The sequence below is a fragment of the Actinacidiphila sp. DG2A-62 genome (genome assembly GCF_035825295.1).
In the GTDB taxonomy this organism is placed as follows: Bacteria; Actinomycetota; Actinomycetes; order Streptomycetales; family Streptomycetaceae; genus Actinacidiphila.
Genome location: NZ_JAYMGI010000002.1, coordinates 110,661 through 130,456 on the forward strand (window position 1 = coordinate 110,661; position 19,796 = coordinate 130,456).

The window sequence follows — 19,796 nt, forward strand, 5'->3', positions numbered from 1 at the left end:
CCGTGGGACGCGCTCCTTTGGCCGGAGACGCTACACCAAAGCAGCCGCCGCGGGCGACGTATGGCCGGATCTCCTATCGGGGCGGGGACATGAGGGACAATCGCGGAAATTGGCCGCAATGCCTCGCGGCGCCGCGCCTTACTTATGAGTTTTCGTTCCGTGATGCATCCGTGATGTCACCGTTTCACAGCGGCGGGTGACGGACCGTCGGCCCGCGGAGCCCTGTCGCGGCGTCCGGACGCCGCGGCGGGCCGGCCGGGCGGACCCCGCGGCCGACGGACTTTGACGATTCTTTACAACCGGGGGTCCGGCCGCCTCGTCTCTGTCCCCGATTCCCGCTCCGCCGGAGCCCGCTGACGGCGCCGGACGGGCGCGGGAGCAACGGGAGACGAGACAGGGAGCAGGACATGCACAAGCGCTCACTCGCCGCGGGCGCCGCGGCAGCGGCCGTCGCCGTTCTCACCGCCGTGCCGGCCACGGCCACGGCGGCCTCGCCGGCCAAGGACGCGCAGGCCACGCCGATGTGCGCGACCTCGCAGCTGACCGCGCGGCTCGGCGGCTCGGACGCCGGCGCGGGCAACCTCTACCGCTACCTCGTGCTGACCAACCACGGCTCGACGACGTGCCACCTCACCGGCTTCCCGGGGGTGTCGCTGCTGGACGCCGGCGGCAAGCAGATCGGGCCGGCCGCCACGCGGGTCTCCGAGACGTACGCGCCGGTGGTGCTGAAGCCCGGCGCGTCGGCCAGCGACACCATCCACACCGCCAACCACATGGGCGCCTGCCTGCCGACCTCGGCCCAGGTGAAGGTGTACCCGCCCGGCAACACCGCCTCGCTGACGATCCCCGGCCGGATCACGGCCTGCCACGGCGAACTCCAGATCACGCCGCTGGCCGCGGGCACCGGCGGCAACCCGGAGGGCGGCAGCGCGCCGACCTCCGCCCCGTCCGGCGCCCCCTCCAGTGCCCCGTCCACCGCGCCCGGCACCTCGGGCTCCGGCCGGCAGGTACCGGTGGTGCCCAGCGGCGCGCCGGACACGGGCCTGGCCGCGACGTCCGGCGGAAGCGGCACCGGCACGGTCCTCGGCGCGGCGACCGGCGGTGTGCTGCTGCTGGGCGGGGCCGGCGTGGCGTTCGCGGTGCGCCGCAGGTCGCGCCTGCGGGCCCAGGGCTGAGACCGGGACGAGGAGTTGAGCACTTCGTTGCCCCAGGAACCTCGACAGCAGCCTCCACGGGGACCTCGTGCGGAACCGCGGCCGGCCGCCACGGAGCGTCCGGGCCCGGGGTCCGTCGCCGCGCGGCGGTCGGGAGCAGGGCCCGTCGCCGCGCGGCGGCCGGAAGCGCCCCCGGTCGCCGTACCGCGGCCGGTTGCGCGGCCGGGAGCGCAACCGGGAGCGCAACCGGAGCCGGCGCCCGCACCGGCGCCGGCTCCGGCGTGTGCACCGGGTCGGTCCGGGCCACCGCGCGGGCGCGCCCTGCGGGCCGCGCTCGCGGGCGCCGGCGCGACCGCGCTGCTGCTCGTGGCGTGCGCGTGCGGGTCCACCGCGCCCGCGCGGACGCCCTCCGACGGCGGCTCGGCGACCCCGGCGGCGACCGGCGCCTCCGGGCCGGGCGGAGCGACCGCCGCCGCGGGCTCGGGGCCCTCGGCCTCGGCGCGGCCGATGGCCCGCTCGGAGCCCTCGCGGCTGCGCATCCCCTCGATCGGCGTCGACACCTCGGTGATGCCGCTCGGCCTGACATCGGACGGCGAGGTGGAGGTGCCGCCGATCGCCGCGCACGCCCCCGCCGGCTGGTACGACGGCTCGCCGACGCCGGGGCAGACCGGACCCGCGGTGCTCCTCGGCCATGTGACGGTGGGGGCGTACGGCGACGGCGTGTTCCTGCGCCTGGACCGTGTGCGCAAGGGCGACCGGGTGACGGTGACGCGCAAGGACGGCTCGACCGCGGTGTTCGCGGTGGACTCGGTGGAGACGGTCGCCAAGTCGGCCTTCCCCACCCAGCGCGTGTACGGGAACGTCGACCACCCCGCGCTGCGTCTCATCACATGCGGCGGCACCCGGATCAGCGGGGGCGGCGGCTACCCGGACAATGTGATCGTCTACGCCTCGCTGGTCGCCGGCTCGTGAGCGCCGAGCCGATCGCCGTACGGGCGTCCGGCGCGGCACCGGGCGCCGTACCGGGCGCGGGGCCGGCGGCGGGTCCCGGCGGGACGGCTCTCGCGGCCGGACCCGCCGCCGCGGGCCCGACACGAGCGACACGAGCGACACGAGTGAGGAGAGCGGTCATCCGGTCTCAAGAGCGCGCGGCCTCCGAGCTGTTCGCGGCCCTGTACCCGCGGCTGGCCGGCTGGGTGCGCCGGCTCGTCGACGACGAGGGGACCGCGCACGAGATCGCCGCGGAGGCGTTCACCCGGCTGTGGGCGCGCTGGACCAGGGTCGAGGAGCCCAGCGGCTTCCTCTACGTGACCGCCGCGAACCTGGTCCGCGACCACTGGCGCAAACTGGAGCGTGAACGCCGGGCGATGCGCCGGGTCACCACGGAGGAAGCGTTGAAGCAGCAGCCCGACCAGACCGACCCCTCGGTGCGGATGCTCGTGCAGTCGCTGCCCGAGCGCCTGCGCAACCCGGCGCTGCTCTACTACTACGCCGACCTGCCGGTCCGGGAGGTGGCAGCGCTGCTGGGACGCAAGGAGGGCACCGTCAAGGCCGATCTGCACGCGGCACGCGAACTGCTGCGCGCCGAACTCGGGGGACGCCATGACCGGATTTCCTGAGCGCCCGGGGGAGGACCGCCCCGACGAGCACGGGCCTGACGGCGGCCACGGGGACGGGGATCTGAGCGGTCGGCTCGACGGCGGCGGGCCGGACCCGGTCGAGGTGCTGCTGCGCCCGGACCCGGAGTTCCTCGCCGCTCCCCCCGGGTCCTTCGACCGCATCCGGCGCCGGGCGAAGCGGCGGCGGCGGGCCAGGGCGGCGGTCGGCGGCGGCGCCGCGGTCGCGGTGCTGGCGGGCGCGCTGTACCTCGTCGGTTCGCTGACCGACGGCGGCGGCGACGAGGTGGTGGGGCCGCCGGCCAGCAGCGCCACGACGACCTCCCCCTCCCCCGCCGTGACGGGACCGACCACGCGGCCGGCCGAGCCCACGCCGTCGCGGGGCGGGACCCCCACCCAGCGGCCGAGCGCCGAGCCCAGCGATTCCAGGACCGCGACCGCGCCTGCCGGCGCCCCCAGCGCAGGCCCCTCCGGCGCGCCGACGACGCCCTCCGCGCCGGGCGCCACCCCCATGTGCGCCACGTCCCAGCTCACCGCGGAGCTGGGCGGCGGTGACGCGGGCGCGGGCAACCTGTACCGGTATCTGGTGCTGACCAACCACGGATCGGCCTCCTGCCATGTCAACGGCTACCCCGGCCTGTCGCTGCTCGACGGCAGCGGAAAGCAGATCGGCGTGCCCGCCACCCGCGACGAGCGGGCGCACCAGGAGGTGGTGCTGGCGCCGGGCGGCTCCGCGAGCGACACCGTGCACACGGCCAACCAGCAGGGCGGCTGCCAGACGCCGTCGGTGCGACTGCGGATCTACCCGCCGGGCAACACCGCGTCGCTGACCATCCCGGGCGAGATCACCGTCTGCGACAGGCTGTTCACGGTCACGCCGTTCACCGCGGGCACGACGGGCAACCCGCCGTCGTGACGTCCCGCCCCCGGTGACGCGGGGAGGCGCCGCGCGACGCGGCGCGCGCCTCCCCGCCGCGGGGGCGCTCAGCCCCCCGTGACCCGGGAGAGCAGCGCCTTCTTGTCGGGTTTGCCGCTGGGCGCCACCGGGACCGCGTCCAGGACGGTGACCGTCGCGGGGACGGCGCCCTCGCCCAACCGCGCGCGCACGGCGTCGCGCAGGACGTCGGCGGACGGTCCGGTCCGCCCGGGCATCGGCACGATGAAGGCGTGCGCGGCCTCGCCGGTCTCCTCGTCGGGCGCGGCGACGACGAATGCCTGGTCGACGTCGGGGTGGGCGGCCAGTGCCGCCTCGATGGCGCCCGCGTAGTGCAGGATCGCGTTGACGAACACGACCTCGCGGGAGCGGCCGATCAGGCGCAGGAAGCCGTCCTCGCCGAGCGTGCCGAGGTCGCGGGTCCTGATCCAGCCGTCCCGCACCACCTCGGCGGTCTCCGCGGGGTCGCGCCAGTCGCCGGCCATGGCTCCGGCGGTCCGCACCCAGATTTCGCCCGCCGCGCCGGAGGCGGCCGGGCCGCCGTGCGGGTCGCGCAGCTCCACGTCGACGCCGGGCAGCGGCCGGCCGACGGAGTCCAGCACCGACGCGCCGTGCTCGGCCAGGTCCCCGGGCGTGAGCAGCGCCAGCATGCCGGTCTCGGTCTGGCCGTAGCCCTGGTGGACGGCGTGGCCGAGGCGTTCGACGGCCTCGGCCAGGCGGTGCGGCGGCAGCGGCGAGCCGGCCACGAGCAGGGCGCGCAGGCTGGAGGTGTCGACGTCCTCGGTGCGCAGCGCGTCGAGGATCTGGTACAGCCGGGGGACGGTGCACAGGCACGCGGTGATCCGGTGCTTCTCGAACACCTGCGGGAAGACGAGGGGCGCGTCGGGGATGATCGCCGTGCCCCCGCCGAGCAGGGCCAGGCCGACGTGTTCGAGCATCACCGCGCTGGTGAGCGTGCCGAAGACGAGGAACCTGCGGTAGCGCTCGGCGAGTTCGCGCACCACCGGGCTCCAGCCGGCGGGCTGCCAGGACCAGTGGCCCGCGAAGGCGCGGTAGGGCATGGCGCAGCCCTTGGGGTTGCCGGTGCTGCCGCTGGTGAGGGTGACGAGCGCGGCGTCGTCGGGACGCCCGCGCGGAACGAGCGCGTCCGGCGAGCGGTCGGGCTCGGTGGCGAGGAGGTCCTGGTCGAGGTCGAGGACGGGCACCGGTCCGGCGGCGGCGAGCAGCTCGGCGCCGCGGGTGGAGGCGTCGGCGACGACGGCGTCCACCCCCTGGGACAGCACGTGCGCGAGCTGGCCGGGGGTCAGGCCGGGGCGCAGTCCCGTGACGCGGCATCCCAGCAGGTGGGCGGCGATCTGGGCGGCGAAGGCGCCCGGGGTCACGGCGGTCGTCAGGGCGACCGAGCCTCCGGGGCCCAGGCCGCGTCCGCGCAGGTGCGCGACGCACCGGCGGATCTGCTCCAGCACCTCGCCGCGGGACACCTGCCGTGACCGGAACTCGAAGGCGGGAGCCGCCGGATCGCGGCTGAAGGCGTCGATGACGGACTGGGGGAACACCGATTCGCCCGGATTGCTCACCGGATTGTTCATATGCCCTCCGATACGTTCCGGCAGCGCCGGGTTGTCTTTCGGCCGCACAGGAAGCTCAAAAGCAGCGTTCAACCGCCGTTCGACCCGAAATATCACCCGGCGACGGCAGGCGGACCGCGCGGCCGAATTTATCCGGATCGACCCCCGGCCAATCCTCCGAGCCAGTGTGATATGGATCACACCTGCTGCTTCTGGATGTCTCCTTTAACTCTCAACTATGGTGTGGCGCATCCTAATCAGGAGCAGGAGGCCACATATGTCAGGGGAACAGCGGGTCGACTACCTTGTGATCGGAGCGGGGCCGGCGGGACTGCAGGCCGCCTATTTCCTCGAACGCGCCGGACGTGATTATCAGGTGGTCGAGGCGGGCGAGGCGCCGGGCACGTTCTTCACCCGTTTCCCCAGGCACCGAACCCTCATTTCCAGCAACAAGGTGCACACCGGCTGGGACGACCCGGAGCTGCGCATGCGGGTGGACTGGAACTCCCTGCTGTCCGAGGAGTACGCGCCCCTGTTCACCTCCTACAGCCCCCGGTATTTCCCGCCGGCCGACGACATGGTCCGGTACCTGGGCGACTTCGCCGCGGCGCACGGACTGCGGGTCCGCTACAACACCCGCGTCACCCGCATCAGCCGTGAGGCCCCGGACGGCACGGGGCGGGGCGACTTCCTCGCCGAGGACGAGCGGGGCGACGTGCTGCGGGCCCGGCGGATCATCATGGCCACCGGCGTCACCCGCCCCTACATCCCCCCGATCGAGGGCGCGGAACTCGCGGAGCCGTACAGCGAGGTGTCCGTGGACCCCGAGGAGTTCACCGACAAGCGGGTGCTGATCATCGGCCGCGGGAATTCCGCTTTCGAGACCGCGGACAATCTCATCGAAACCGCCGCGGTCATTCACGTGGCCGGCCCCGGAAGCTTGCGACTGGCCTGGCAGACGCATTTCGTGGGCCATCTCAGGGCCGTCAACAACAACTTTCTCGACACCTACCAGCTCAAATCCCAGAACGCCCTGCTGGACGGGGAGATCCTGCGGATCACCAGGTCGGAGGGCGCCGACGGGGAAGCCGGGGAATACCGCGTGGCGGTCAAGTTCTCCCGGGTCGCCGAAGTGGTCAAGGAAATACCCTACGACCGGGTCGTCCTGGCCACCGGATTCCGTTTCGACGCGTCGGTGTTCGACGAGGACTGCCGGCCGGAGCTGACGATCAAGGACCGCTTCCCCGCGCAGACCGACGCCTGGGAGTCGGTGAACGTGCCCGATCTGTACTTCGCCGGCACGATCACGCAGGTCAGGGACTTCAAGAAGTCCACCAGCGGGTTCATCCACGGTTTCCGGTACGGCGTGCGCGCACTGCACCGCATCCTGGAGCAGCGCTACGAGCACGCGCCCTGGCCCGGGCGCGACCTGGCGGCGACCCCCGAGGCGGTGGCCGACGAGGTGCTCGCCCGGGTCAACCGCACCTCGGCGCTGTGGCAGCTCTTCGGCTTCCTGTCGGACGCGGTCGTGCTCCCCGGCGACGGGACGGCGCGCTACCACGAGGAGGTGCCGGTCGACCATCTCCACCCCGCGGTGGAGAACGGGGCGTTCGGCCCGGTCGAGCGGTACCTGGCCGTCACACTCGAGTACGGCGCCGACCACGACAAGGTCAACCCCTTCGACATCTCGGTCTCCCGCGTCCACCAGGCCGACACCAGCGGGCTGGACGGGCGCTACCTGCACCCGGTGGTCCGGCTGTTCCAGGACGGCAAGCCCCTCGCCGAGCACCACATCACCGAGAACCTCGAGAACGAGTGGGACAGCGAGGAGGTGCACCGTACGCCGCTGGTCCGGTTCCTGGCCGGGCACCTCGCCGCGCCGCAGCCCCCGGCGGAGCCCACCGCCACGGGCAGGCCGTGACCGGCGTGCTGCGGGAGCTGCGGGACAAGGCGGGCGTCCGCCTCGACCCGGTGCACCGCGACTTCTTCGAGGGCGGAGCGGGCGAGGAGACCGCGCTCGCCGACAACGAGCGGGCGTTCCGGCGGCTGGCCCTGCTGCCCCGGGTGCTGACCGGCTCGGGACCCGCCGACACCCGGGTCCGGCTGCTCGGCGCCGACCTGTCGACGCCGGTGCTGCTCTCCCCCACCGCCTTCCACCGGCTCGCCCATCCGGACGGCGAGTCGGCCACCGCCCGAGCCGCCGCGGCGGCCGGGACCGTGCTCATCACCTCGATGGCGGCGACCACGCCGGTCGCCGAGGTGACCGCCGCGGCCCGCTCGGTGCGCGAGGACGCCGCGGTGTGGTTCCAGCTGTATCTGCAGCCCGACGCCGAGGTCACCGGCGCGCTCGCCGAGCGGGCGCGCCGGGCCGGCTGCTCGGCCCTGGTGGTCACCGCCGACTCGCCGGTCTTCGGCCGCAGGACCCGCGACGACCGCAACGGGTTCCACGACCTGCCGCCCTGGCTCGCCGCGGAGAACATGCGCGGCCTGCCGGGCGGGCCGCCGGACGCGGTCCGTGACATCGCGATGTCGCCCGCGCTGTCCTGGGACGATCTGCGCCGGCTGCGCGACGCCACGCCGCTGCCGCTGGTGCTCAAGGGGGTACTGCACCCCGCGGACGCGCGGCGTGCGGCCGACGAGGGGCTGGCCGCGGTGATGGTGTCCAACCACGGCGGCCGGCAGCTCGACGCCGCGCCGGCGACCGTGGACGCCCTGCCCGCGGTCGCCGACGCCGTCGCCGGCCGCGTCCCGGTCCTGCTCGACGGCGGGGTGCGCGGCGGCGCCGACGTGGTGGCCGCGCTGGCGCTGGGCGCCCGCGCGGTCGGGATCGGCCGGCCCGCGCTGTGGGGACTGGCCGCCGAGGGCGAGAGCGGGGTGCGGCGCGTGCTGGAGGAGCTGCGCGAGGAGACCGCCCATGTGCTCACCCTGTGCGGCGCCGCCGACTGCTCGGCGGTGACGCGCGACCAGGTGGTGCGGCGCGGCCCGGGCCCGGCGGTCCGGTCCGGTGGGCCCTGGCGGGAGGAGGAGTCGTGATGCGGCGGACCCCGGGTGCGCTCGGTCCGGTGGCGGGGGTCGCGCTGGCGCTGTCCGCGCCCTACTGGCTGCCCAGCGCCGTCGTAGCCCTGCGGGTGAAGGTCTTCGCCCGGGTGAACGGCCCCGAGGGCGTCATCGTGCCCAACGAGCAGGTCGGCCCCGACCGGTTCGAGGAGCTGTACGGGCATCCGGCGGCGAACGGCCGCAGCCGCGGCGCGGGCCTGTCCGACCTGTTCTGGTACTGGCTGTCCCCCGGCCCCGAGGTGCACCAGGAGCACCTGGAGCCGGGACCGCGCTACGACGCGGTCGCCCGGACCACCACCGCGATCCTCGCCGGGAGCAGCGCGCGGCTGAGCGCGGCGGCGACCCGATGCGCCGCCGCCGTGCTGGACGAGCTCGTGCCGGGCGACGTCACGCTGGTGCGGCTGCGGGACCTGATGATGCCGGTGTGGGCGGAGTTCTTCCACGAACTCGTCTTCCACGAGCCCTGCCCGCCCGGGGTGCGGGAGCTGATCACCGGCAACGCGGCCGACGTCGTCGACTCGCTGAAGAACACCCGGCTGCGCCACATGGCCAGGAGGCGGCGGCTGACCCGCTACCTGCTGCGCCGGCTGGCGGCGGGGGACCTGCCGCACGCGCTGCCGGCGGAGCTGGCGAGCCCGCTGGAGCGGGCGCACTACCTCCAGGGGGCGTTCTTCAACACCGCCGTGGTGCAGATGTCCGAGGCGATGGCGCACCTGCTGCTGGTGCTGGCGACCGAGCAGGACGTGCAGCGCAGACTGGCCGCGCGCCCCGAGGACGACCACGACCTGGGCAACGTGATGAACGAGACGCTGCGGATGTACCCGCTGTTCGGCATCGCGCACCGCATCACCACCGCCGACATCGACCTCGGCGACGGCGTCGCCTACCCCGCCGGCACCGTGCTGTGCTTCGACTACCCGGCCTACCACGCCTCCGGCCACGAGAACCCGGAGGTCTTCGACCCCGGGCGCTGGGACCGCGTGTCGATGCGCGACGCGCACCACATCCCGTTCGGCATCGCGGCGAACCGCCCCTGCCCGGCCTGGCGGCTCGCGCCGCTGGTCATGCGGGCGGTCACCCGTGAGATGCTGCGGCGCTTCACTTTGCACTCCTCGGTCTCGCACACCCGCTCCATCCCGCACCGGGCGCCCTGCCTGCTGGTGGCCCGCGACCGGCCGCTGCCGCGGCACCGGCTCATCGCCGTGCTGGGCTTCATGCGGCTGCGCGACCGCTGGGAGGACCTGGGACGCAGCGTGCTGCAACTCGTCCTGGGCACCTGGATGGTGCGCGACGCCCGGCGCCTGCGGCTGACGCAGAGGTACTTCGCGCAGCAGGACGCGGCGGCCGCTCGGGCCGCGGGGCGCCCGCGGCCCGCGGCGGCCCCGGGCGCGGCGGCCGACGGCCGGCCGCCCGGCGCCTCCGGCGGTTGCCCGTACCCCCACGGTTGACCGGCGACGATCGGCCCCGCCCGCCTCCTCACTCTCCCCACCCCCACAGCGCCGGGGCGCCGTGCACACGGCGCCCCGGCGCCTCCCGCCGAAAGGCCGTAGCGCCATGACCGCCACACAGCTCGGTACGACGTTCCTCTTCGCCGTTGTCGTGATCCTGCTGGTCTGCCGGGCAGCCGCACTGACGCTGCGCAGACTCGGACAGCCGCCCGTCGTGGCGGAGATGATCGCCGGGGTGCTGCTCGGCCCCTCGGTGCTCGGCCTGCTGCTGCCCTCGGTGGAGCACCACCTCTTCCCGACCGAGCTGCGGCCCGTGCTGTACGTCACGGGCCAGCTGGGGCTGACGCTCTTCATGTTCCAGGCCGGGTACGACTTCCGGCTGGACCGGATCAAGGCGGTGGCCAAGCCGGCGGCGATGATCTCGGCGGCGGGCAGCGCCACACCGCTGGTCTTCGGCGTCGCCATCGCCTGGGCCATGAACGGGTCGGTCCACGCCTCGCCGCCCGGCGTCCCGCTGCACGTCACGGTGTTGTTCGTCGGGGTCAGCCTGGCGATCACGGCCTTCCCGATGCTGGCGAGGATCATCACCGAGAACGGACTGACCGGGACGTCCTTCGGCACCATCTCGCTGGCGGCGGGCGCCCTGGACGACGTGGTCGCGTGGATCATGCTCGCCGGCGTCGTCAGCCTGTCACGGGGGACGGCGGACACCTTCGTACTGGCCGCGGCGGGCGCGGCGGGCCTGGTGGCGGTGCTCGTGGCGCTGGTCAAGCTGCGCGACCCCCTGCTGCGGGCCGCCCACCGCCTCTCCCAGGAGCAGCTCGTCCTGGCCGTCCTGCTCGTCCTGTGCCTGGCCGCCTGGTACACCGACAGGATCGGGCTGTACGCCGTCTTCGGCGCCTTCAGTCTGGGCGCCGCCTTCCCGCGGTCCGCGCGGGTGGACCGTGCCATCGAGGCGACCGCGCCGCTGAGCCGGGCGCTGCTGCTGCCGCTGTTCTTCACCTACTCGGGCCTGAACACCGACATCTCGCTGCTGTCGGACCCGGCGCTGCTGCTGTTCGCGCTGGCCTGCACCGCCGGGGCGATCGGGGGCAAGCTGGGGGCCTGCTGGGCCGCGGCGCGCGCCACCGGCCAGTCGGGTCCGGTGGCCCTGCGCATCGGCACCCTGATGAACGCGCGGGGGCTGATGCAGCTCATCGCCATCAACGTCGGCCTGGCCGAGGGCATCATCTCGTCGTCCATGTTCACCGTGCTCGTGATCGTCGCGGTCGTCACCACCACGATGGCCACGCCGCTGCTCAAGCTCTGGGACCGGCTGGACGGCGGGGTCCCGGTCGAGGACGGCGGTACGGCCGGCCCCGCGGAACAGGAGGAGGAAGAGGTCCGCGGCGTGCGGCCGGTCGCGGGCGAGGCGCCGGCGTGACGCCCGCGGCGCGGCCCAGGGCCCTCCCCGGGGCGGTCCGGTCCACCAGGGACACGCCTCCCGGACTTTGCCTCTGAGGCAAGTTTTTTGCCCGTGAGGCACGGGCGCTGCTTCCATGGGGCCCATGGACGTCAGAGACGCGATGCCCGCCGCACCCGAGGATACCGGGGACGCCGCCACGGACGCCGCCACGGACGGCGCCGCTGTGGCGAAGGGCCGTACGGACCCGGGCCCGGCCGCGGGCGCGGACGCGGGCCCGGCCGCGGGCGCGGACGCGGGCCCGGCCGCGGGCGCGGACGCGGGCGGGGATCTGGTGCTGGCTCCCCGGCTGCGCGAGCGGCGGCGGAGCAGCGGGCTGACGCTGGAGGGCGCGGCGCGCCGGCTGGAGCTGTCCCCGGCCCACCTGTCCCGGCTGGAGTCCGGGCTGCGGCAGCCCTCGCTGCCGGTGCTGCTGGGGCTCGCCCGGCTCTACGGGACCACGGTCTCCGACCTGCTCGGGGAGACCGCCTCCGAGCCCGAGCCGGTGGTGCGCGGCGACCGGATGGCCGCGGTGCCGGCGGGCGGCTGGACGTACTGGCGGGCCGGCGGCACCGGGCGGGCGATGCAGGCGCTGCGGGTGCACGTGCCGGCCGGCATCCAGCGGGCGCTGGTGCGCGTGCACCCGGGCGAGGAGTGGCTGTACGTCACCGGGGGCGAGCTGGAGCTGTCCCTCGGCGACCGCACCCACCGGCTGGCCCCGGGGGACTCGGCGCACTTCGACTCCCTGGTGCCGCACCGGCTGGCCGCGGCCGGGCCCGGCGGCGTCGACCTGCTGTTCGTCCACACGCTGATGCAGAGCGAGACGTCGGCGCTGTGCGTCGGCGCCCCGCCGGGCGCACCCGGTCAGGGCCCGGGCGGACACCCGCACGGCCCGGGCAGGCGGGACACGGGCACGCGAGAGGAACGAGGAGGGCGGCGATGACGACGAACGGGACGGCGACCGCGACCGCGGACACCGGTGACGCGCGGGAGGCGGCGGGGCCCGCCGGGGCCGCGGGGCCGGTCGCGGACGCGGGGCCGGTCGCGGACGCGGGGCCGGTCGCGGACGCGGGGCCGGTCGCGGACGCGGGGCCGGTCGCGGACGCGGCCGCGGCGGAGCCGGCGGCGCGCGCGGTGCCGCGGGTGCGGCCCACCACCAACGGCACCGAGCGGCGCAAGGAGCGCGGGGTGACGCTGCGGGTGCTGACCTATGTGGCCGTGGCCCACCTGCTCGCCTTCTACCTGTGGCTGCTGTTCGCGGTGGTCGGCAAGGGCTGAGGCCCGGGCCCGCACGACGCAGGCGCCCGCTCCCGCGGAACTGCGCGGGGGCGGGCGCCTGCGTGCCCGGCGGGCCGTGCTCAGTGGTTGGCCGCGCCGTTGCCCGACAGGATCGGGATGTCGTCGGCGATGTGCGAGAGCGGCTCGTCGCCCTTGGCCTGGGTGGAGTTCTCCGCGCACTGCTGGTTCTGCGGCGAGGCCAGCACGTTGATGTCCTGGACGGTGATCGGGACGACGCCGACCAGCGAGCCGACGTTCGCCTTGGCCGGCACGCCGAGGCACAGCTTGTTCAGCGAACCCTGCACCAGGCCGACCTGCGGGCTCAGGTTGCCGCCGGTCACGGTGTTGCCGTACGCCGACGAGGCACCGTTGCCGTTGACCGTGGTGGCGTCCTGGGCGTCGCCGATCGCCGAGGCGGTGCCGGCGCCGCCGGCGATCACGGCGGCGGCCAGGCCGCACGCGGCGAAAGCACTACGGGTACGCATATGTCTCCTTGTCGATGACGAGTCCGCGAAATCCGCGAAATCTGTGAAACCGGCAGCAACCTATCGATTCCATGTCCGCGCCCCGCCGGATTCACCCGATCGTCGGCATGTCCCGTACCGGTGGCCGCGGCACGGTGACGGTACGTAAGGTGTTACGGAGTAAGCGGTTGCCGCGGTCCTGCCTGGGCGGGGGAAGGAGAGGTCACCGTGCTGCGACGAAGCAGGGGCGGCAGCCGTCCCTTCCCGGTCGCCGCACCGGGGGTGGTGCGGGACCGCACGGTTCCGCTGCCGCTGACGGTGCTGCCCTACGCGGTGATGGCGGTCGTCGCGATCGTCGACGGGGTGCTCGGGGCGAGCGTCGGCCTGCTGCCCCTGGTGTCGCTGGGCCCTGCCTTCGCGGGCCTGGTCGGCACCTGGGTGCGAACGGCGGTGATCGGCGCCCTCGCCGTCGCGGTGGTGTGCGCGCTCGGCGTGGTGGACGGGATGTTCGAGCACCGGCGCGGCTTCGCCGCGGTGGGCGCGGTGGTGGGCGTGACCGTGGCCGGCATGATCGCGGCCGTGACCCGGCAGCGCCGTGAGGCGGAGCTGGCGAACGTCCGGTCGATCGCCGAGGTGGCGCAGCGGGTGCTGCTGCGCCCGGTCCCGCTGGAGGCCGGCCACCTGCGGACCGCCGTCTCGTACACCTCGGCGGTCGCCGAGGCGCGGATCGGCGGGGACCTGTACGAGGTGGTGGCGTCCCCGCCGGCGTGCGGGTGATCATCGGGGACGTGCAGGGGAAGGGCCTGGAGGCGGTGGAGACCGCCGCGGTGGTGCTCGGCGCGTTCCGCGAGGCGGCGCACGACGAGAAGACGCTGGAGGGCGTCGGCGAACGGGTGCAGCGCGCGGCGGACCGCACGGTGAGCGGGGAGAAGTTCGTGACCGCGGTGCTCGCGGAGATCAGTCCCCTGGGCCGCACGCTGCTGCTGAACTTCGGGCATCCGCCGCCGATGCTGGTGCGCCCGGACGGGGAGGTCGTCTTCCCCGAGCCGCCGGACTACGCGCTGCCGCTGGGCCTGGGGGTCCCGCAGGGCGGTCCGGCCGAGCCCTTCGCGGTGGACTTCCGGCCGGGCGACCAGCTCCTGCTGTACACCGACGGCGTCACCGAGGCCAGGGACGCCGGCGGCACCTTCTACCCGCTGGGCGGCCGGGCCGGGCTGCTGTCCGACGCGGACCCGCAGAGCGCCCTGGAGGCGCTGCGCGAGGACCTGATCCGGCACACCCGGGGGCCGCTGCACGACGACGCGGCGATGCTGCTGCTGCGCTACGCCGGCGATCCCGCCCCGGACGCCGGGGCGGCGGACGGGGGCTGAGCCGGGGCCGCCGGGGTCAGCGGCAGTCGGGGTGGCCCCAGCCGTCGGCGTTCTTGGCGATTGGCTCGCCCGCGGCGTACGAGCGTCCGCAACGGCAGCGGCCGGGGAACTTCGCCTTGAGCGTGCGCGCGGGCCCGCCGGCCGTGTCTCCGCCGGAGCCCGCCGCGGTCCGGGCGGAGCCGCCGCCGGAGCGCGCGGCGCGGCCCGGGGACGACGTGCGCACGGCGTCGGGGGACGCGGGGGGCGGCGGCGATCCGTGGCCGCTGCCGGCCGGCTGCTGGGTGAGCGCGGCCTGGCTGGCCGCGCGGTCGGCGAAGTCGTTGAGCCGGTCGCCGTCGACCTGGTGCGCGGGCACGTAGCGGAACTCCACCGTGCGGCCGGCCAGCAGTTCGTCGATGCGCACCACCAGGCCCTGGTTGGCCACCGGCTTGCCGGCCGCGGTCTTCCAGCCCTTGCGCTTCCAGCCGGGCAGCCAGGTGGTGACGGCCTTCATCGCGTACTGCGAGTCCATCCGGATCTCCAGCACGGCCGCCGGGTCGACGGTGCTCAGCAGCCGTTCCAGGGCGGTGAGTTCGGCGACGTTGTTGGTGGCGGTGCCCAGCGGGCCCGCTTCCCACCTGGCGGGCTCGCCCCGCTCGTCGGCGATGACCCAGCCCCAGCCGGCCGGTCCCGGATTGCCCTTGGATGCCCCGTCGCACGCGGCGATGATGTGCTCGACCACGGCACCGATCATGCCAGGGCGCGCGCCGCCGTGTGCCGCCGCCCCTCCGCCGGCGGCGCGCGGCAGCACACGGGGGGGCGCGGCGCCGGGACCGCGACCGCCGGGATCAGTCGGCGCGCGCCGCGGACAGCGAGGCGGTGTGCTCGCGGACCTGCTCGGGGCTGAGATAGGCGTCGGTGTACTCGAAGTCGCGCAGCGAGGAGGGCGTGCGGGCCAGGAAGCCGGTGCGCACGAAGTCGTCGCCGGCGACCGCGTTGAGCAGCCAGTTGGTGAGCACCCGGGTCTTGGCGACATTGGTGCGCAGCGCCGACCAGTGGTAGCCGCGGGCGACCGCCTGGGCGGGCAGGCCGCGCAGTTCGACGCCGAGCGGTTTGGAGACCGCGTCCTTGCCGCCGAGGTCGACGACCAGGCCGAGGTCCTTGTGCTTGTAGGGCGTCAGCGGCTGCCCGCGCAGGGAGGCGAGGACGTTGTCGGCCACCGTGCGGCCCTGGCGCATGGCGTGCTGGGCGGTCGGCGGGCAGAAGGCGCCGTCCTCACCCTTGGCGAGGTCGGGCACGGCCGCCGCGTCGCCGAGGGCGAAGACGCCGTCCGCGCCGGGGACGGCCATGTCGGCGCCGACGGCCAGGCGGCCCTTGACGGTCTCCGCCTCCAGCGTGGCGACCAGGGGGCTGGCCACCACGCCCGCGGTCCAGATCAGCGTGCGGGTGGGGACCACCCGGCCGTCGGTGAAGGTGACCTCCTGCGGCCCGGCCTTGGCGATCGAGACGCCGAGCGAGATCTCCACACCGCGGTCGGCGAGGATCTTCTGGGCGCTGCGTCCCAGCTTCTCGCCCAGTTCCGGCATCAGCTTGGGCGCGATGTCGATCAGGTGCCACTTGATGAGCCCGGGGTCCAGCCGCGGGTAGCGCTTGATCGCGTTCGTAGTCAGGCGCTGCAGGCAGGCGGCGGTCTCGGTGCCGGCGTAGCCGCCGCCGACCACCACGAACTGCAGCCGGGAGACGCGCTCGGCCTCGTCCTGGCTGGCGTCGGCGAGGTCGAGCTGCGAGATGACGTGGTCGCGGATGAACGCGGCCTCGGCGAGGGTCTTCATGCCGCGCGCGTGCTCCGCGAGGCCGGGGATGTCGAAGGTGCGGGTGATGCTGCCGGGCGCGAGCACGATGCGGTCGTAGCGCTCGTAGACGATGTCGCCGGTGATCTTGCGGATCACGCACACCTTGGCCTTGGCGTCCACGCCGATCGCGCCGCCGGGGATGATCCGGGTGCGGAACCGCTGGCTGCGCCGCAGCGACACCGCCACGGACTGCGGGGTGAGGATGCCGGAGGCCACCTGCGGCAGCAGCGGCAGGTAGAGCTGGTAGGAGAAGGGGGTGACCAGGCACAGGTCGGCCTCGTCGGGAGCGAGTGTGCGCTCCAGCCGCCTGACGCAGCCCACCCCCGCGAATCCGGCGCCCACCACGAGGATCTTCGGTCGTGCCACGATGTCCGTCCCTTCTCCGGGGGCCAGGGGGTCCGTCCCCTGCTCCCCTGCCCACGGCGCGCGGTCTCGCACTTCCTGTCCTACCCCGGCTTCCCGGGGGCTGCCAGCCGGGTGCGGCAGGCGAGGACGGGAGGAGGGCGGGAGCCGGGACGGCAGGGCCGCGGCGGCGCTGCGGCCGGGCGCCGCCGTCCTTGACAGCGGCGGCACGGGCTGATGTGGTGACCTGGGATCGGACCGAACGCTCGGTCGGGCTCGGGGGCCAGGCGGCGCGAAGGAGAGCGGCATGGGCGGCGGATCGACGCGGGTCCCGGCGGGCGGACCCGTCCCGTACGAGCTGCTGGACGATGCGGAGCGGCTGGGCGGCGAGGAGCTGCGGGCCCTGCAACTGCGGCGGCTGCGCGCCACGTTGCGGCACGCGTACGACCATGTGGAGGTCTACCGGCGGAAGTTCGACGCCGCCGGGGTGCGGCCCGAGGACTGCCGGAGCCTGGCGGATCTGGCCCGCTTCCCGTTCACCACGAAGGCGGACCTGCGCGACGCGTACCCGTACGGGATGTTCGCGGTGCCGATGGCGCAGGTGCGGCGGCTGCACGCCTCCAGCGGCACCACCGGCCGGCCGACGGTGGTCGGCTACACCGAGCGGGACCTGTCCATGTGGGCGGACGTGGTGGCGCGTTCGATCAGGGCGGCCAGCAGCCGGCCCGGCGACAAGGTTCATGTCGCCTACGGCTACGGCCTGTTCACCGGCGGGCTCGGCGCGCACTACGGCGCGGAGCGGGCCGGCTGGACGGTGATCCCGGCGTCCGGCGGCATGACCGCGCGGCAGGTGCGGATCATCCAGGACTTCGAGCCCGACATCATCATGGTGACGCCGTCCTACATGCTGACGCTGCTGGACGAGTTCGAGCGCCAGGGGGCCGATCCGCGGGCGACCTCGCTGCGGGTCGGGATCTTCGGCGCCGAGCCGTGGACCGAGGGGATGCGGGCCGAGATCGAGGAGCGCTTCGGCATCGACGCGGTGGACATCTACGGGCTGTCCGAGGTGATCGGCCCGGGCGTCGCGCAGGAGTGCGTGGAGACCAAGGACGGCCTGCACGTCTGGGAGGACCACTTCCTGCCCGAGGTGGTGGACCCGGTCACCGACGAGGTGATGGCGCAGGGCGAGGGCGGCGAGCTGGTGCTGACCTCGCTGACGAAGGAGGCGCTGCCGGTGATCCGCTACCGCACCCGGGACCTGACCCGGCTGCTGCCGGGGACCGCGCGGCCGGCCTTCCGGCGGATGGAGAAGGTCACCGGCCGCTGCGACGACATGATCGTCCTGCGCGGGGTCAACGTCTTCCCGAGCCAGATCGAGGAGATCGTGCTGCGCACCCCGGGGTGGCGCCGCACTTCCGGATCGAGCTGACCCGGCGCGAGCGGCTGGACCACATGGCGGTGTCGGCGGAAGCGAGGGCCGGCGCGGGGGCCGCGGAGCGGGAGGCCGCGGCGGCGGCGATCGCGCGGGGGATCAAGGACGACATCGGCGTGCGCGCGCAGGTCACGGTGGTCGACCCGGAGACCCTTGAGCGGTCGGTGGGCAAGATCCAGCGGGTGAAAGACCTGCGGCCCAGGGACTGACCCGGGCCGCTCGGTCACCGCGTCCGGGCCGGTCCGACCCGAATCCGGAGGCTTCGAAACCGAAGGCTCCGAATCCGGCTCCGACCCCGACTCCGGCTCAGTCGATGTCGACCGGACCGTCCGCGGGCCCGCCCTTGCCCGCGCCTCCCTCGCCGTTCCGTGCGCCGCCGCGCCGCTCACCGGTGACGATGCCGCGCAGCGCGACCGCGGCCGAGGAGCCCGTGGCGTCGCCCCGGCCGTCCTCGCCGTTGAGGTTCTTGCGCACCGAGTCCAGGATCGTCAGGCCCTGGCTGACCAGGCCGGCGGCGATCTCGCTGAGGCCGTCCGCGCCGTTGAGCACGTTCACGTTGGCCCCGGCCAGGCCCGCGGACGCCTCCTTCACGATCTGCGGCAGCTGGTCGATGAGCATCCGCTCCAGCGCGACCCGGTCGTGCGAGGCCGCCGCGGCGGCCTGGATGCGCATCCGCTCGGCCTCGGCGACCGCCAGCACCCGGATGCGCTCGGCCTCGGCCTCGGCCGGCTTGACGATCTCCGCGACGAGCTGCTGCTGGCGCAGCTCGGCGGCGCGCAGAGCCAGCTCCGTCTGCGCGGCGAGCACCTCGCGCTGGGCGTTCGCCTGGGCGAGCGGGCCGGCCTGGGCGGCCTGCGCCTGCGCCCGGTCCACCTCCGCGTTGTACTCGGCCTGCACGATGGCGGTCTGCCGGGCGTACTCGGCCTGGTTGCGGGCCGCGGCCTGCTGCGCCTCCACCGAGGCCTGGGTGGCCTGCGCCTGGGCGATCTGCGCCTGCCGCTGGATGGCGGCCTTGTGCGGCGCGGACATCGCGTCGATGTAGCCGGTGTCGCCGTCGTCGATGGACTGGATCTGCAGCGAGTCCACCGTCAGGCCGATCTTCGCCATCTCGGACTTGGAGGTCTCCAGCACCTCGGTGGCGAGCTTCTGCCGCTCGGTGACGATCTCCTCGACCGTCATCGAGCCGATGATGGACCGCAGGTGGCCGGCGAAGATCCGGCCGGTCAGGATGGCCATCTGGTCCTGGTCGGACAGGAACCGCTGCCCGGCGTTGACGATGCTCTCGTGGTCGTTGCCGACCTTGAACGCGATGACCGCCTTGACCGTGAGCGCGATGCCCTGCCGGGTCACGCACTTCTCGGACACCTCCGCCTCGCACATGGCGAGGGTGAGGAAGCGGGTCTTGCGGAACACCGGCAGCACGAACTTGCCGTGCCCGGTGACGACGCGGAACGGCGCGCCCCCCAGCCCTCGTCGACCGCCCGAGATCAGCATCGCCTCATCGGGTGCGGGAACGCGGTAACCGAACATCCTTCGTCTCCTTCTGTGCGCGGGTAGCGCGGGCTCAGCCGGCCGGGGAGTCGAGCGGGGGATCCAGCGGGGACTCCAGGGGGTCGTCCCAGGCGATCACGTCGACCTGGCGGGAGCCGCGGGAGTCCACCACCAGCACGGTGGCGCCTCGCGCGAGCGGCTCGTCGGACCACGCGAGGAAGGCCTCGCTGCCGCCCCTGACGCGGACCAGCACCTCGCCGGGCCCCTCCGGGCCGCGGGTGCCGATCAGCAGTTCTCCGGTGCAGCCGACCACGGCCTCGTCCCGCGCCATCAGCGGCCGCCCCCCTTGTCCCGTTCGTTCCCGTCGCG

At 74.5% G+C, this 19,796-nt stretch carries 16 protein-coding genes and 2 pseudogenes; 12 read left to right on the forward strand and 6 right to left on the reverse strand.

Annotation, left to right across the window (positions count from 1 at the left end; all coding sequences use genetic code 11):
• The first annotated feature begins 407 nt into the window (after nucleotides 1–407).
• The 4 genes from VSR01_RS00935 to VSR01_RS00950 all read left to right on the forward strand — a co-directional run bounded on the left by VSR01_RS00935 (nucleotide 408) and on the right by VSR01_RS00950 (nucleotide 3,686).
• The gene (locus VSR01_RS00935; protein WP_326447383.1) at nucleotides 408–1,175 is read left to right on the forward strand and encodes a DUF4232 domain-containing protein; all 768 of its coding nucleotides are present in this window, start codon (nucleotides 408–410) and stop codon (nucleotides 1,173–1,175) included.
• 339 nt (nucleotides 1,176–1,514) lie between these two features.
• The gene (locus VSR01_RS00940; RefSeq protein ID WP_442785626.1) at nucleotides 1,515–2,126 is read left to right on the forward strand and encodes a class F sortase; all 612 of its coding nucleotides are present in this window, start codon (nucleotides 1,515–1,517) and stop codon (nucleotides 2,124–2,126) included.
• Nucleotides 2,127–2,284: 158 nt separating this feature from the next.
• Nucleotides 2,285–2,773 (forward strand): RNA polymerase sigma factor, encoded by a 489-nt coding sequence (locus VSR01_RS00945; protein WP_442785627.1) that lies wholly within the window; start codon nucleotides 2,285–2,287, stop codon nucleotides 2,771–2,773.
• Nucleotides 2,757–3,686: a DUF4232 domain-containing protein gene (locus VSR01_RS00950; protein ID WP_326447386.1), complete on the forward strand. Its 930-nt coding sequence runs from the start codon at nucleotides 2,757–2,759 to the stop codon at nucleotides 3,684–3,686. Before VSR01_RS00945 ends, VSR01_RS00950 begins: the two co-directional genes overlap by 17 nt.
• Before the next feature lie 68 nt (nucleotides 3,687–3,754).
• On the opposite strand, the gene VSR01_RS00955 is transcribed toward VSR01_RS00950, so the two are convergent.
• A complete protein-coding gene (locus tag VSR01_RS00955; protein WP_326447387.1) occupies nucleotides 3,755–5,293 on the reverse strand; it encodes a class I adenylate-forming enzyme family protein in 1,539 nt (512 codons plus the stop codon).
• A 256-nt stretch (nucleotides 5,294–5,549) separates the two neighbouring features.
• On the opposite strand from VSR01_RS00955, the gene VSR01_RS00960 reads away from it, so the two are divergent.
• The 6 genes from VSR01_RS00960 (at nucleotide 5,550) to VSR01_RS00985 (ending at nucleotide 12,496) form a co-directional block, all read left to right on the forward strand.
• Nucleotides 5,550–7,193 carry an NAD(P)-binding domain-containing protein gene (locus VSR01_RS00960; RefSeq protein WP_326447388.1) on the forward strand — a complete coding sequence of 548 codons (1,644 nt, stop codon included), beginning with the start codon at nucleotides 5,550–5,552 and terminating at the stop codon, nucleotides 7,191–7,193.
• On the forward strand, nucleotides 7,190–8,305 hold the full coding sequence (locus tag VSR01_RS00965; protein ID WP_326447389.1) for an alpha-hydroxy acid oxidase: 1,116 nt from the start codon (nucleotides 7,190–7,192) through the stop codon (nucleotides 8,303–8,305). Before VSR01_RS00960 ends, VSR01_RS00965 begins: the two co-directional genes overlap by 4 nt.
• Nucleotides 8,305–9,777 carry a cytochrome P450 gene (locus tag VSR01_RS00970; protein ID WP_326447390.1) on the forward strand — a complete coding sequence of 491 codons (1,473 nt, stop codon included), beginning with the start codon at nucleotides 8,305–8,307 and terminating at the stop codon, nucleotides 9,775–9,777. Before VSR01_RS00965 ends, VSR01_RS00970 begins: the two co-directional genes overlap by 1 nt.
• 106 nt (nucleotides 9,778–9,883) lie before the next feature.
• Nucleotides 9,884–11,200, forward strand: coding sequence for a cation:proton antiporter (locus tag VSR01_RS00975; RefSeq protein ID WP_326447391.1), 1,317 nt, complete (start codon nucleotides 9,884–9,886; stop codon nucleotides 11,198–11,200).
• A gap of 310 nt (nucleotides 11,201–11,510) precedes the next feature.
• A complete protein-coding gene (locus tag VSR01_RS00980; protein WP_326453439.1) occupies nucleotides 11,511–12,161 on the forward strand; it encodes a helix-turn-helix domain-containing protein in 651 nt (216 codons plus the stop codon).
• Nucleotides 12,158–12,496, forward strand: coding sequence for a DUF6126 family protein (locus VSR01_RS00985; RefSeq protein WP_326447392.1), 339 nt, complete (start codon nucleotides 12,158–12,160; stop codon nucleotides 12,494–12,496). Before VSR01_RS00980 ends, VSR01_RS00985 begins: the two co-directional genes overlap by 4 nt.
• Before the next feature lie 80 nt (nucleotides 12,497–12,576).
• On the opposite strand, the gene VSR01_RS00990 is transcribed toward VSR01_RS00985, so the two are convergent.
• Nucleotides 12,577–12,981 carry a rodlin gene (locus VSR01_RS00990; protein ID WP_326447393.1) on the reverse strand — a complete coding sequence of 135 codons (405 nt, stop codon included), beginning with the start codon at nucleotides 12,979–12,981 and terminating at the stop codon, nucleotides 12,577–12,579.
• A gap of 315 nt (nucleotides 12,982–13,296) precedes the next feature.
• Here VSR01_RS00990 and VSR01_RS00995 point away from each other — a divergent pair.
• A pseudogene (locus tag VSR01_RS00995) lies at nucleotides 13,297–14,330 on the forward strand (PP2C family protein-serine/threonine phosphatase).
• A gap of 16 nt (nucleotides 14,331–14,346) precedes the next feature.
• Here the strand turns inward: VSR01_RS00995 and VSR01_RS01000 are convergent.
• Complete coding sequence (locus VSR01_RS01000) at nucleotides 14,347–15,063, reverse strand: ribonuclease H family protein (protein ID WP_326447394.1); 717 nt, start codon at nucleotides 15,061–15,063, stop codon at nucleotides 14,347–14,349.
• Nucleotides 15,064–15,157: 94 nt separating this feature from the next.
• Entirely contained in the window at nucleotides 15,158–16,528 is a 1,371-nt protein-coding gene (locus VSR01_RS01005) for an NAD(P)/FAD-dependent oxidoreductase (protein ID WP_326447395.1), read from the reverse strand.
• Nucleotides 16,529–16,811: 283 nt separating this feature from the next.
• On the opposite strand from VSR01_RS01005, the pseudogene paaK reads away from it, so the two are divergent.
• Nucleotides 16,812–18,145: pseudogene (gene paaK / locus VSR01_RS01010) on the forward strand (phenylacetate--CoA ligase PaaK).
• A gap of 97 nt (nucleotides 18,146–18,242) precedes the next feature.
• On the opposite strand, the gene VSR01_RS01015 reads toward paaK, so the two are convergent.
• Both VSR01_RS01015 and VSR01_RS01020 read right to left on the reverse strand, forming a co-directional pair.
• Entirely contained in the window at nucleotides 18,243–19,466 is a 1,224-nt protein-coding gene (locus VSR01_RS01015; RefSeq protein WP_326447396.1) for an SPFH domain-containing protein, read from the reverse strand.
• Nucleotides 19,467–19,500: 34 nt separating this feature from the next.
• A complete protein-coding gene (locus VSR01_RS01020; RefSeq protein WP_326447397.1) occupies nucleotides 19,501–19,758 on the reverse strand; it encodes a hypothetical protein in 258 nt (85 codons plus the stop codon).
• Between the last annotated feature and the right edge of the window lie 38 nt (nucleotides 19,759–19,796).